This is a genomic window from Jiangella alba, from assembly GCF_900106035.1.
Classification (GTDB): Bacteria; Actinomycetota; Actinomycetes; order Jiangellales; family Jiangellaceae; genus Jiangella; species Jiangella alba.
The window spans coordinates 2,037,490-2,050,552 of record NZ_FNUC01000003.1 but is presented as its reverse complement, the minus strand read 5'-3'; the positions used below and the strand labels follow the sequence as shown (position 1 = coordinate 2,050,552).

Here is a 13,063-nt window from a genome sequence, read left to right as displayed (position 1 = left end):
CGTGCTCGAACTGCGCAACGTCGTGGTGACGTACGGTCACGGCCGCCATGCCGTCACCGCCGTCGACGACGTGAGTCTCGCCGTGGCGGCCGACTCCATCGTCGGGCTCGTCGGCGAGTCGGGGTCCGGCAAGTCGACCCTCGCGAAGGCGGCGGTCGGGCTGGCCCCGCTGGCGTCGGGGGCGATCGCGTGGAAGGACGTCGAGTTCGACCCGGCGACGCGCCGTCGCGGTGACCTCGTCAGCCGGCCGCTGCAGTACGTCTTCCAGGATCCGTACGCGTCCCTCAACCCGCGGATGAGCGTGGGCGCCTCGATCTCCGAGGGCCTGCGCGGGTCGAGCGGACGGGCACGACCAGCACGCATCGCCGAACTGCTGGAGATGGTGCGCCTGGATCCGAGCGACGTCAACAAGCTCCCGCGGCAACTCTCCGGCGGGCAGCGCCAGCGCGTCGCCATCGCGCGCGCTCTCGCCGCCGAGCCGCAGATCCTGATCGCCGACGAGATCACGTCCGCCCTCGACGTCTCCGTCCAGGGTGCCGTGCTCAACCTGCTCAAGGAGATCCAGTCGCGCACCGGCGTCGGGATCCTGTTCATCTCGCACAATCTCGCGGTGGTCCGCTACATGGCCGACTCCATCGCCGTCATGCAGTCCGGACAGCTCGTCGAGCACGGCCCGGCGGAGGACGTCATCGAACGCCCCTCGCACCCCTACACGAGGCGGCTGCTGGAAGCCGTCCCGAGCATGGCGTGACGCGCGGCGGGCGGTCAGCCGAGCTTGCCCAGGATGCCCCTCACCTCGTCGGCGCCGAAAGCGCGAAGGGTCGTCGTCCGGATGTTGCCCTGCGCGGCGATGGCCAGCGCGAAGGCGGTCCCCGACTCGTCGTCGGGGAACTCGGAGATCGACACGATGTCGTACGGGCCCACGGTCCAGTAGACGTCCTTGAGGGTGCCGCCCATGCGCTCGGCCAGCTCACCGGCGGCCTTGGCTCGGTCGAGCGACGCCTTGGACTGACGCACTCCCTGGTCGGTCCAGTTGATCAAGCTGACGAATGTGGGCATCGCAGCTCACCCCCCGTGGATGGTGCCCTCGTGAGCGTCGTCGTGCCTGGCACGCGACACCTCTCACGCTACGACTGCTGCTCGGCCTTGGAAACGCCCTGCGCTCGACATCTTTCGTCCTGCGGCGGCCCCATCACGTCCGGGATGACTAGCGATCCTCGTGTGAGGAGATCGTCCGCCCGCCATCGACGACGAGGCACTGACCGGTGACGAAGGACGCGTCGGAGGAGGCGAGGAAGGCCACCGCCGCCGCGACCTCGTCGACCCGACCGAGCCGGCGCATCGGCGTGAGGCCCGCGACCTCGGCGCGGTACTCCGCGGAACGGCGCGCCCACAGCGGCGTCTCGACGGCGCCCGGCAGGACCGAGTTGACGCGCACCGTCGTGCCGTTGTCGACGGCGAGCTGGCGCACCAGGGCGCCGATGCCGCCCTTGGCGGCGGCATAGGCCGGGAATCCCGGGAACCCCACCAGCGCATGGATCGACGACGTCACCACGATGCTGCCGCGGCAGCGCTGCAACAGCGGGAGCAGCGCCCGGGCGCCGTAGAACACCGAGTCGAGGCACAGCCGCAGCTGGCGGTCCCACTGCTCGTCGGCGAGGTCCTCCAGCCGCGCCGGTTCGTTGCGCCCGGCGTTGAGGATCAGCGTGTCCAGCCGGCCGTGCACGTCGGCGACCAGGCCGGCCACGGCGCGCCAGCGCTGCGGATCGGTGGCATCGAGGACGTGCGCGACGGCCGCGCCGCCGGCCGCACCGATCTCCCGCGCCACCCGCTCCGCCGCATCGCCGTCGACGTCGGTGACGACCACCAGCGCGCCCTCCGCGGCCAGCCGGACGGCGACGCCGCGGCCGATGCCCGAGCCCGCGGCGGAGAGCAGCGCCACCGTGCCGGCGAACCTCGTCATCGCAGGCCCGCCCGTGCCATGGACTTCAGGAAGTGCCGCTGGAAGATCAGGAAGAAGATCAGGATCGGCACCACGGACGAGACCGAACCGGCCATCGACAGACCCGCCGACACTGTGCCGTCGTCGGAGATGAACCTGGTGAGCCCGAGCGGGACGGTGTACTTCTCGTCGCTGGACAGCATGACCAGCGGCGTCTCGTAGTCGTTCCACGACGCGTCGAACACGAGGATGGCGTAGGCGGCCAGGATCGGCTTGGCCATGGGCAGGTAGATCCGGCGGAAGATCTGGAACTCGTTCGCGCCGTCGATGCGGGCGGCCTCGCCCAGCTCGGCGGGGGCCGACGCGAAGTGCTGGCGCAGCAGGAACGTGCCGAAGACCGACGACAGGCTGGGCAGGATGAGCGCCCAGAGCGAGTCGTAGAGCCCGATCTCACGGAAGAACATGAACCGGGGCACGAGCAGCAACTGCGCCGGGACGATCGAGGTGGCGAGGAAGATCAGGAACAGCAGGTTCCGGCCGCGGAAGCGCAGCCGGCCGAAGGCGTAGCCGGCCAGCGCGGCCAGCGTCACCTCCCCCACCACTCGGGCCACCACGACGTACCCGGAGTTGACGAAGTAGTGCACCATCGAGTGGGCGCCGGCCCAGACCCTGGTGTAGTTGCTCCACCGCGGGTCGGCCGGCCACCACTGGATCGGCACCGCGAACACGTCCATGTCCGGTTTCACCGACGACGACAGCATCCAGGCGAACGGCGCCAGGAACAGCAGCGCCAGCGTCCACATCGCCACTCCGCCGGCCAGCCACTTGGCCCGGGCGGTCCGGCGCCTGCGTCGCCGCCGCTGGTCCGCGGGCGCCACGGCGCTAACCATCGCGATCCTCCTCGCCGTAGAGCGTCCGGCCGCGCTGGAACCGCCAGAGCAGCAAGGTGAGCACGAGCACGGCGAGCAGGCTCATCACGCCCATCGCGGCCGCGTAGCCGAACCGGTAGTAGATGAAGCCGTTCTGGTACATGTAGTAGGACAGGACGGTCGTGGAGTCACCCGGACCGCCGCTGGTCATGAACGCGATCAGCCCGAACGTCTGCGACCGCCCGATGATCTGCGTGATGGTCAGGAAGATCGTCATCGGCAGCAGCGCCGGCCAGGTGATGGTGACGAACTGCCTGATCCGCCCGGCGCCGTCGAGGCGCGCCGCCTCGTACAGTTCCTGCGGCATCTCCTGCAGCGCGGCCAGGTAGATCACCGAGATGTAGCCGCTGCCGCCCCACACCGCCATGAGGATGAGCGCCTGCAGGGCGGAGTCCGGCGACGTGATCCATCCCGGCGGCGAGTCCCAGCCGAACCACCGCAGTCCCTGGTTGAGCAGGCCCGACGTGGGGTTGAGCAGCAACAGCCAGACCGAGCCGATGGCGATGACGTTGACCACCGCCGGCAGGAAGAAGATCACCCGCAGCGCGGCCCGTCCCGGCAGTGGCCGGTTCAGCGCCATGGCCAGCCCCAGGCCGAGCAGGACGGTGAGCGGCACGCTGGCGCCGGCGTAGATCACCGTGCGCCACGTGGCCGCCCAGAACTGCTCGTCGCCCAGCAGCGTCTCGAAGTTGGCCAGCCCGACCCAGGTGATGCCGTCGAGCCCCGAGATGACGTCCCACTCGGTGAAGGAGATGAGCAGGCCGCCGATCAGCGGCACCAGCAGGAAGACGATCAGCCCGAGCAGCGACGGGGCGACGAACAGCCACGGCACCCACCAGCGCATGCCATTGACCAGGCCCTTCCGCGCGGGCGCCGTGGGCCGGGCGGAGGTCTCCGGCCCGGCCTTGGTCGCGACCGACATGTCGACGTTCCCTCCGCGCCGTCAGGCGTTCGTCTCGAGATCCTTGGCGATGGCGGCGTCGGCCTGCTCCTCGAGCTGCGTCAGGAGCTCGTCGACGTCGATCTCGCCCAGCCGCAGCTGCTCGTCCAGCGACTTGCGGATCGTGCCGATCTCGGAGAGACCGGCGGTGTGCGTGGTGACGCTGAGCTTCATGTCCTCCGCGAACGCGACCCGGGTGAACGCCTCGACGTCGAAGAGGTCGTCGCGCTCGTCGCCCAGCAGTCCGGGCAGCAGGGCGTCGGCTCCGGCATCGGGTGCGGGCACGACGGCGGGCGAGATCTTGCCGGCGGTCAGCAGCTGCTCGGCGCCGGCGCCCAGCCAGTACTGGACGAAGGTCCAGGCGGCCTCCGGGTACTTCGTCTTCGCCGAGATCTGGACCGAGTCCTCGTAGCCGCCCTGGTTCCACTGCTGCTGGCCGCGTTCGAGGTAGGGCATGGGCCGGAACGTCGTGCGGAAGTCGTGCGGATAGTTCTCCTGATCCTTGACGAACCGCAGCGTGGCGGGGTTGTCCAGGTAGAACGCGTGGTCGCCGGAGAGGAAGTACGACTGCGCGTACAGGTCGACCTTCTCGGCGAGCACCCGCGTGATCGGGAACAGCGTGCCGTCGCGCTCCATCTCCAACTCCAGCTCGTACTGCCGGCGCCAGAGCTCATGGCCGAAGTTCGACGACGTGCCGTCGGCGCTCACCTGCGCGTCGCCGCCCAGGCCCATGGTGGCGACGGCCAGCGTCTTGTAGGTGGCGAACTCCGCGTACGCCCCGCCACAGAGCTCCTTGGCGATGTCGTGGAACTCCTGGACCGTCCAGTCCTCGGGCACGGTGATGCCGGCCGCGTCGAGCAGGTCCTGGTTCAGGTAGACCATGTACGGGTTGTAGACGGTGGGGATCGCGAACAGCCGGCCGTCGAACAGGGCCGTGAGCTGCGGGTCCGTGCCGGTGAACTGCTTGGCGACGTCGTCGCCGGCCGCGAGGTCCGTGAGGTCCATGGCGTAGCCGGCCGCGGTGCGGCGCGACACCGCCTGAGGACCGTATGAGAAGAACACGTCGACCGGCGCCCCGCCCTGCAGCGACGTGTCCAGCTTGAGATTGCCGTCGGAGTTGTTGGTGAACTGGGTGTAGTTCACCTGGATGCCGGGGTGCTCCTTCTTGAAGGCGTCGAGAAGCGCCCCCACACCGCGGTCCAGGGTGAGCGCTCCCCAGACGTTGAGCACGCCTTCGCCGGACGAGCCCCGGCTCGGCCCCTGCTCGTCCTTGCCGCAGCCGGCCAGGAAGGCCGCGCCCACGGCGGCGGCGCCGCCGATCAGAGCGCGCCGGCTGATCTGCTGAGCGAACACTGTGATCACACTCCTTCGTGCGCGAGCCGGCTCACCAGCGACCGGACGCGAAGTGGTCGTCGGCGAGGACGAAGTACTCGCGGAACGTGTCGATCTCTCGGGGGTCGTAGGGCCGCAGATTGGGCCGGAAGAGGTCGTGCTGCCACTTGGTGAAGTCGTAGTGGTCGCCGACGCCGTTCTCCTTGCGCCGCCAGATGGCCTCCCACGGCTCGTGGGTCTGGCTCTTGCCTGCGACGAAGCCCCAGTGGTAGCAGCCGACCCGCTCCAGGAAGTAGAGCGGGAGGTGGCTGGCGACGTCGTTGCCCTGCATCCGGTGCAGCCACTCGGTGTTCAGCAACGGCCGGCCCTCGCGCCTGAGCCGGTCGAGGATCTGCACCGACCGCCCGTAGCCGGCGTAGTCGTGGAACGAGATGACGTCGGACAGCTCCAGCGCGACCTGCTCGATCTCGGACAGGTCGCCGCGCGGGTCGACCCGCCACGGGCCCGCGGTCAGCGGCTGGATGGGGTCGTGTGCCCGGGCGATCTCGAAGAAGCGCCGCATCGCGGGCAGGCTGCGCGACTCGCGGCGGCTGTTGCCGGGCTCGTTGAAGACGTCCCAGATGTTGACGCGTTCGTCGCGGGCGTAGCGGCCCACGATCTCGTCGACCATGCGGCCGAACCCCTCGGCCTCCTCCGGAACGTCCAGGACGCTGAAGCCGTGCGCGTCGAGAACGTCGTGCGGCGAGCGTGCCACGCCACCGTGATAGCCCCAGTCGACCGGCTGCGGGCCGAGCACCGGCGGCGTGTAGTACTTCGCGGGGACCGTGCAGTCGTTGCCGAAGACGATCATGACGCTCAGCCCGTGGCGGGCGGCCGTGGCCAGGAAGTCGTCCAGCCGCTGCATGAAGCCGTCGTGCTGGTCGCGCCACACCTCGTACGGCAGGATCGACCGGATCGCGTTGAACCCGACCTGTGCGGCCAGCTCGAACTCGCGGTCGAACGTCTTGCTCTTCTCGTGGTGGTCCAGTTCCTGCCACTGCTCGATGCGGTTGACGCAGTCGCTGGCCACGTAGTTGAAGCCGCGGATCCAGGGGCGGGCCCGGTACCACTCCCAGGCGCGCTCTGCGGTCCATCTGCTCATGTCTCGTCCACTCCTGTGTGTACTGAACCGGCGGTGCTCAGCCGCCGAGTCGAAGGTCGAACCACGTCCGCGGATCGTCGAGGTCCACGCCGACGAGGCTGGTCGTCACGGCGGCGCCGCCGGGCTCGTCGACGTTCGTCAGGGTCGCCGTCAGGCCCAGCTCCGCACCGTGCGGCCGCATCGGCACCAGCGGGACGGCGAGTTCCCACGCGGCGGCGTCGTCGTGGGCCGGCGCGACCGTCCTGGACGTCACCACGGTGGCGCCGTCGTCGGCGTAGACGCCCCCGGCGAAGGCCGCCACGCCCACCGCTCCCTGCCCGTCGACGGTGAGGCGCAGTCGCCGGCCGGGCGTCCGCCGCGAGGCGAGGTAGATCGTCACGGCGTCGCCGTCGACTAGGTGGTCGTCGCGCCGCTCCAGCCGCAGCAGCAGCGTGCTGCCGTGCCGGCCGGCCCGGATCGTCACCTGCGCCTGGCTGTCGCCGCCCAGGAACAACCGGCTGGACGACTCCGGCCAGACCCGCAGGTCTGCGGTGGCCCGGCGCGGGAACTGGTGCACCGTCAGCGCGCGGTTGAGGTGCAGCGTGCCGATCATGAGGGCGTTGCCGGTGGACTTCACGTAGGCCATCGAGCTGACCAGCGTCTGGTCGCCCGTCAGTTCGATGCTGCCCCAGTAGCCGGTGCCCGGCAGGTAGTCGTGCGGCTCGCCGAACGTCCGCGCCTCGCTGTCGCCGAGCCGGAGGTACTGGCGTGAACTGGTGTTGTACGCGAGCACGGTCTCGCCCGTGGGGAACTGGGCGAGGTAGGGCGCGGCGCCCGGGAAGATGCTGTTCACCCGGTCGGCCGGCCCGGTCTCGTCCATGTCCAGGGTGTCGGGCCAGTTCCGGTCGGTGTGGATCAGCGAGATCCGCATCGGGCCGCCGTCGGGCTGTGCCGACTCGACGGCCAGGGCGATGCGGCCGGGCGGGCCGGTCTCGATGGCGCTCGGCATCTGGTCGGTGAACATCTTGACGCCGTTCTCGGACGTCGTCCGGTACTGCTGTGCCACCCGGTCGGCCGCGTACGGGTATGCGACGACGTCTGGCACCCACGTGGCGCCGTCGTCGAACGAACGGATGATCGCGACGCCCGACGAGTGCGGGGTGTTCTCGACCGCCATCTTGGGCGCGATGTGGCTGAAGTACACCTGCACCTCACCAGAGGCGAGCTGGCAGAGATAGGGCTCCCAGTTCGGGCCCACGTAGATGACGCGTTCGTCGTCCCAGGTGGCGCCGTTGTCGGTGCTCCGGCGCAGGGCCAGGCCGGAGACGTCCCAGATCTTGTAGAAGTTCTTGCTGGCCCGGTAGGAGCAGACGGCCAGGATGTCGCCGTTGGCGAGGATCACCGCGTCGGCGGTCGAGTACGCCTGGTCGTCCTGGCCGTCCATGACCTTGTGGGCGGCGAAGAGCTTCTGCGGATCGGACCAGCTGCGCAGGTCGTCGCTGAGCGACCAGAAGATGTTCCACCCGATCTGGGCGTCCTGGTAGAGCAGCAGGTAGCGGCCGTCCGGCAGCTTCTTGATCCGCGGGTAGGTGGCCTTCTGAGTGTGCAGCAGCGCGGCGTCCAGCTCGACGTAGGCGCGCTGGTCGAACTCCAGCGACGCGGCGCCGGACGACGAGCCGGCGACGTCGGCCGCGGCGGGGATCGCGGCGGCGCCGCGGATCGGCCCGGAGCCGAGCAGAGCGGCGCCGGTCAGTCCGGCGGCGCCGCCCACCAGGTGGCGGCGGCTGATACGGGGGTTCCACGTCATCTCGATCACGTCCTCGTGTCGTCGGGATATCGGTGGTGCTCTGGTCACCAGTCCGCGACGCTGCCGTCGGGACGGAACAGCCGCGGCAGGTCGACCTGGATCGGCGGATGGGCGCGGCACACCTCCTCGTCGAGCTCGATGCCCCAGCCCGGCCCGTGCGGCAGCGGCAGGTAGCCCTCGGCCGGCCGCAGCGGCTCGGTGATCAGCGACTCGCACCACGTGCTGTTGCGGAGCCGTTCCTGGATGAGGAAGTTCGGGATCACGGCGTCCAGGTGCAGCGAGATCGCGGTCAGGACCGGGCTCATCGGCCCGTGCGGCGCGATCCAGCCGCCGAATCCGTCGGCGATGGCGGCGATCTTGAGGCTCTCGCCGAAGCCGTGGCAGTGCGCCAGATCCGGCTGCGCCACCGAGATCGCGCCCGCACGGAAGTAGTCGACGAACTCGCCCTTGCGGGCCAGCCGCTCACCGGCCGCGATCGGCACCGCCGCGCGGCGGGCCACCCGTGCGGTGTCCTCGACCCGCGTCGGCTGGACCGGCTCCTCGAAGAAGTAGCACTCGAAGTCGGCCAGCACCGCCGCCATCGCGATGGCCTGGTCGGCGTCGTAGCGGCCGTGGCCGTCGAACATCACCAGTGTGTCGGCGCCGACGGCCGCGCGGATGGCGTCGAGCGCCCGTTCCAGCGTGCGCAGCAGCTCGCGGTCGCGCACCGGCCACGACGGCAGCGCGAGGCTGAACTTGAGCGCGCGCTCCCCCTGGCCGAACGCCTCGGCCGCGCGGTCGCCGATCTCCGCCGGCTCCACCGCGCCGCCGGTCCAGCCATTGAGGTAGTAGCGGATGCGATCGCGGCTGGCCCCGCCCACCAGTTGGTGGACGGGGAGGTCCACGCTCTTGCCCAGGATGTCCCAGAGCGCGAGCTCGACCCCCGCGACCGCGCTGCCCTTGATGACGCCGCCCTGCCAGAACTTCTGCCGGATCAGCACCTGCGTGAGGTGCTCGATCCGGCGCGGGTCCTCCCCCAGCAGCAGCGGCTCCAGGTCGGCGATCATCCCGCGGACGGCGTTGTCGTGCCCCTCGAGCGTGGCCTCCCCCAGTCCCACCAGTCCTTCGTCGGTGTGCACCCGGACGAACAGGAAGTTCCGGTTGGTGAGGCGTCCGTTCCCAGGGGTCTGGGAACCGACGCTGAGCGTCTCGACACTGGTGATCTTCACCGAAGCACGTCCTCCGTCAGCGAGCTGGTTCGCATGGGAGAGCAAGCTAGTGACTTGTTTGTTTATGTGTCAATAGCAACATTCAAACAACGTCGCTGCGGCGCGACGCGGCACGTCCGCCTCAGACTCCGAAGCTCGTGATAGTGTTTTCTCACATTTTCGAACATACAGCGCTGATCAATGTACGCTGTGGGCCAGATTCCGATCCGAACACACGAGGTGTGGGACCCGACGGTGGGGAAACAGACGCTGCTGGCAGGTGAACGCCGGCTCAGGATCCTCGCGAAGCTGCGCGGGGAGTCGATGGTGCGCGTGAGCGAGCTCGCCACTGAGCTCAACACGTCGCAGATGACCATCCGACGCGATCTCATGGCCATGGACGCCGAGGGCCTGCTGCGCCAGGTGCACGGCGGCGCGGTGCTGCGCAGGTCCGCCGACGATCCGGCCCCGGCCGCCGACGACGAACGGCTCGGCGCCGGGCACGTCGGTATCGTCGTCCCCACCGCCGACTACTACTTCGCCCCGGTCATCCAGGGCGTCAAGGAGACGTTGAGCGCCGAGGGCGTGCCGGCGTCGGTGATGGTGTCGAACTACGACGTCGCCCGGGAGCGGCAGATCTGCCGGCAGTTCGTCGACGCCGGCGCCCACGCCATCGTCTACGCGCCCACGTTCGTCCTCCCGGCGGCGGCTGACGTCACGTCGTGGCTGTTCGAGCTGCCCGTCCCCGTGGTCCTCCTCGAACGCGACATCGCCGACGCGGCCACCGGGCGCGCGCTGTCGTCGGTGCGCACCGCGTACGAGAAGGGCTGGGAGATGAGCCTGCGCCACTTACGCGGGCTCGGTCACGAGCGCGTCGCCCTCGTGACCCATGGCCTCCGCCAGGTGGGCGTGAACCTCGAGACGCTCTGGAAGCAGGCGGCCACGGACGCCGGCTACCGCCCGGAGGACGCCGTGCTCCTGCTCGATCCGCGGGCGACGCTCAGCCCGCAGCAGGAGGTCCTGGACGACATCCTGGCCAGCATCGAACGCACCGGCGTCACCGGCATCATCAGCCACTGCGACCAGGCCACGCTGGACATCGTGCACGCCGTCCGGGCCAGGGGCTGGCGCATCCCCGAGGATCTCTCCGTGATCACCAACGAGGACCAGATCGCGCAGCTGACCGACCCGCCGCTGACGTCCAGCTCACCCGTCAAGCCCGTCCTCGGCCGCACGGCCGCCCGCATGGCCCACGACCTCGGCCTCGACAGCACCGCCACGATCCAGCACGTGCTCATCCAGCCGACGTTCACCGACCGCGGCTCGTGCGCCCCACCGGCCCGCGGCGGCGCCGGCTGACGCCCTCGCCCGCTACTCGCGGGCCATCATCGCCGTCGCCTCCTTCTCGAGATCGACGAACGGCTCGCCCGAGACGTCGACGATCGCGGCCTTGATGGTGCCGCCGGTGAAGGCGAACGGGCTGGCGCCGGGGTAGTCCTCGGTCACCGGGGAGGCCGGGTCCTGCCCCACGTTGAGGCCCTCGCCGACCAGCGAGAAGTTGCCCGGTTGCGTGGTGATGGCGCCCTCGCCGACCTTGCGGTCGTCGATGTACAGGCTGAGGGTGCCGGTGGTCGGCATGCCGTCGCCGTCCTTGACGAAGGCCGCTGACAGCACGACGTCGCCCGTGGGCACCGGTTCGTCGCCGACGACCGTCTGCACGTTGCTGCCGACGAAGTTGTAGACGTAGTGCAGCCGGCCGTCCTTGACGTAGAGCGCGTGCCCGCCGAACCGGGCGCCGTGCGAGAACAGCACGCCCTGCGCGTCCGAGGTGTCGATGTGGGTCTCGACGGCGATGGCGTAGTCGCGGTTGCGGACGTTCACCGCCGCCGACTCCGGCACCTCGGCCGTGCCCGGGTAGTAGACGTACTTGCCGCGCGGCGGCGCCACCTGGGGCCGGGTCGGGTCGGACAGGACCTCCGCCGCGGTCGCGTCGACCAGCGGCAGGCCGTGGTACATGCCGGCGAGGTGGAACCAGTGGCCGATCATCTCCTGCAGCTTGACGGGGTGCTCCGCGGCGAGGTCGCGGCTCTCCGTCGGGTCGGCGTCGGTGTGGTAGAGCTCCCACCGGTCCTGGTCGAACGCGCCCCACCCGGCGATGGTCGGGTGGACGGTGACGGCCTTCCAGCCCTTGTGCCACACGGCGCGCGACCCGAGCATCGAGAAGAACGCCGACTCCTTCGGCGTGGGCACGTCGTCGCTCTCGAACGTCGAGCGGAAGCTCACGCCCTCGAGGGGGACCTGCGGGTAGCCCTTGACGGTCCCGGGCAGCTCGACGTCCAGGATGTCGTAGATCGTCGGGACGATGTCGGTGGCGTGCAGGAACTGGTGCCGCAGCTCACCGCTGGCCGCGATGCCGGCCGGCCACGACACCAGCAGCGGGTCGGCCACGCCGCCCTCGAAGTTGTAGCGCTTCCACATCTTGAACGGCGTGTTGAAGGCCCACGCCCACCCCACCGGGTAGTGGTTGTACGTCGCCGGCGACCCGAGCTCGTCGAGGTAGCGCAGGTTCTCCTCGATGTCGTCGGGGATGTCGTTGAAGAACTTGTTCTCGTTCACCGAGCCGTTCGGGCCGCCCTCGCCGCTGGCGCCGTTGTCGGAGACGAGCACGACGATGGTGTTGTCGAACTCCCCCGACTCCTCCAGGTGGTCCAGCAGCCGGCCGATCTCGTGGTCGGTGTGCGACAGGAACCCGGCGTAGACCTCGGCCATCCGGGCGAACAGCCGCCGCTCCTCGTCCGACAGCGAGTCCCAGGGGCGGACGACGTCCAGCGGCGGCCACGGCTTCCCGTCGGGCGACTGCTCCCCCGCGTACGGGTTCAACGGCGACAGCTCGGCGCCGCCGGGGAAGATCCCCAGTTCCTTCTGCCGGGCGAACACCCGCTCCCGGTACGCCTCGTAGCCCTCGTCGAACCGGCCGCGGTAGCGGTCGATCCACTCCCTCGGCGCGTGATGCGGGGCGTGCGTCGCGCCCGGGCAGAAGTACATGAAGAACGGCTTGTCCGGCGTGATCATCTTCGCGTCGCGGATGAACTCGATCGCCTTGTCCGTCAGGTCGGTCGTCAGGTGGTAGCCGTCCTCGGGTAGCGCCGGCTGCTCCACCGGGTGGTTGTCGTAGACGAGGTCCGGGTACCACTGGTTGGTCTCGCCGCCGAGGAAGCCGTAGTAGCGCTCGAACCCGCGCCCGACCGGCCAGTTCCGCTTCGTCGAGGCCAGGTTCATCTCGTCCGACGGGCACAGGTGCCACTTGCCGAGCATGTAGGTGTTCCAGCCGCGCTCGCCCAGCACCTCGGCGATCGTCGCGCACTCGAACGGGATGTGCCCGTTGCCGTTCGGGAACCCGACCGTCGCCTCGGCGATGCACGCCATCCCGTTGGTCGTGTGATTGCGCCCCGTCAGCAGCGACGACCGGGTCGGCGAGCACAGCGCCGTCGTGTGCCAGTTCGTGTACGTGAGGCCACGCTCGGCCAGCCGCCTGATGTTCGGCGTCTCGATCAGCCCGCCCCACGGCTCCATGGCCGAGAACCCGACGTCGTCGAGCACGATGTACAGGACGTTCGGTGCGCCCTCGGGCGCCACCGGCTGCAGGTACGGCTCCCAGTCCGGTGTCGAGTCGCGCGCGTCGACGTCGATCGTCCCGTTGAATCTCCTGGTCATGGCCGGGTCTCCTTCGTCAGGGGGCTCCGCCCTCATCCTCCGGGCGACCGACCGGCCCCAGCCTCACCCGACCCGGGTGACGCCGGGCCCGG

General features: G+C 69.9%; 10 protein-coding genes and 1 pseudogene. 2 read left to right on the top strand and 9 right to left on the bottom strand.

The window, feature by feature from the left end; genetic code table 11:
• Position 1: 1 nt before the first annotated feature.
• Positions 2-742, top strand: a pseudogene (locus BLV02_RS11935) (ABC transporter ATP-binding protein); the annotation flags it as partial.
• A gap of 23 nt (positions 743-765) precedes the next feature.
• Here BLV02_RS11935 and BLV02_RS11930 read toward each other — a convergent pair.
• From BLV02_RS11930 to BLV02_RS11895, 8 genes are all read right to left on the bottom strand, one after another.
• On the bottom strand, positions 766-1,059 hold the full coding sequence (locus BLV02_RS11930; RefSeq protein WP_069115154.1) for a GYD domain-containing protein: 294 nt from the start codon (positions 1,057-1,059) through the stop codon (positions 766-768).
• Between the two features lie 148 nt (positions 1,060-1,207).
• Positions 1,208-1,963 (bottom strand): SDR family NAD(P)-dependent oxidoreductase, encoded by a 756-nt coding sequence (locus BLV02_RS11925; protein WP_069115155.1) that lies wholly within the window; start codon positions 1,961-1,963, stop codon positions 1,208-1,210.
• A complete protein-coding gene (locus BLV02_RS11920) occupies positions 1,960-2,832 on the bottom strand; it encodes a carbohydrate ABC transporter permease (protein ID WP_069115156.1) in 873 nt (290 codons plus the stop codon). Before BLV02_RS11920 ends, BLV02_RS11925 begins: the two co-directional genes overlap by 4 nt.
• Positions 2,825-3,793 carry a carbohydrate ABC transporter permease gene (locus tag BLV02_RS11915; protein WP_083289257.1) on the bottom strand — a complete coding sequence of 323 codons (969 nt, stop codon included), beginning with the start codon at positions 3,791-3,793 and terminating at the stop codon, positions 2,825-2,827. The genes BLV02_RS11920 and BLV02_RS11915 overlap by 8 nt, the downstream gene beginning before the upstream one ends.
• 21 nt (positions 3,794-3,814) lie before the next feature.
• On the bottom strand, positions 3,815-5,173 hold the full coding sequence (locus BLV02_RS11910) for an ABC transporter substrate-binding protein (RefSeq protein ID WP_176986522.1): 1,359 nt from the start codon (positions 5,171-5,173) through the stop codon (positions 3,815-3,817).
• A 22-nt stretch (positions 5,174-5,195) separates the two neighbouring features.
• On the bottom strand, positions 5,196-6,284 hold the full coding sequence (locus BLV02_RS11905; protein WP_069115158.1) for a cellulase family glycosylhydrolase: 1,089 nt from the start codon (positions 6,282-6,284) through the stop codon (positions 5,196-5,198).
• Between the two features lie 37 nt (positions 6,285-6,321).
• Positions 6,322-8,079 carry a sialidase family protein gene (locus BLV02_RS11900; RefSeq protein ID WP_069115159.1) on the bottom strand — a complete coding sequence of 586 codons (1,758 nt, stop codon included), beginning with the start codon at positions 8,077-8,079 and terminating at the stop codon, positions 6,322-6,324.
• Positions 8,080-8,114: 35 nt separating this feature from the next.
• On the bottom strand, positions 8,115-9,278 hold the full coding sequence (locus BLV02_RS11895) for a mandelate racemase/muconate lactonizing enzyme family protein (RefSeq protein WP_069115160.1): 1,164 nt from the start codon (positions 9,276-9,278) through the stop codon (positions 8,115-8,117).
• A 180-nt stretch (positions 9,279-9,458) separates the two neighbouring features.
• Between BLV02_RS11895 and BLV02_RS11890 the strand changes: the two genes are divergently transcribed.
• A complete protein-coding gene (locus BLV02_RS11890) occupies positions 9,459-10,616 on the top strand; it encodes a substrate-binding domain-containing protein (protein WP_083289260.1) in 1,158 nt (385 codons plus the stop codon).
• 12 nt (positions 10,617-10,628) lie between these two features.
• Here the strand turns inward: BLV02_RS11890 and BLV02_RS11885 are convergent, their stop codons facing one another.
• Positions 10,629-12,971, bottom strand: coding sequence for an arylsulfatase (locus tag BLV02_RS11885; RefSeq protein WP_069115162.1), 2,343 nt, complete (start codon positions 12,969-12,971; stop codon positions 10,629-10,631).
• Positions 12,972-13,063: the final 92 nt, after the last annotated feature.

Coding starts and splice junctions, on each gene's coding strand:
- BLV02_RS11890 (WP_083289260.1), top strand. CDS start 9,459: ATGTACGCTGTGGGCCAGATTCCGATCCGAACACACGAGGTGTGGGAC.
- BLV02_RS11930 (WP_069115154.1), bottom strand. CDS start 1,059: ATGCCCACATTCGTCAGCTTGATCAACTGGACCGACCAGGGAGTGCGT.
- BLV02_RS11915 (WP_083289257.1), bottom strand. CDS start 3,793: ATGTCGGTCGCGACCAAGGCCGGGCCGGAGACCTCCGCCCGGCCCACG.
- BLV02_RS11920 (WP_069115156.1), bottom strand. CDS start 2,832: ATGGTTAGCGCCGTGGCGCCCGCGGACCAGCGGCGGCGACGCAGGCGC.
- BLV02_RS11925 (WP_069115155.1), bottom strand. CDS start 1,963: ATGACGAGGTTCGCCGGCACGGTGGCGCTGCTCTCCGCCGCGGGCTCG.
- BLV02_RS11905 (WP_069115158.1), bottom strand. CDS start 6,284: ATGAGCAGATGGACCGCAGAGCGCGCCTGGGAGTGGTACCGGGCCCGC.
- BLV02_RS11885 (WP_069115162.1), bottom strand. CDS start 12,971: ATGACCAGGAGATTCAACGGGACGATCGACGTCGACGCGCGCGACTCG.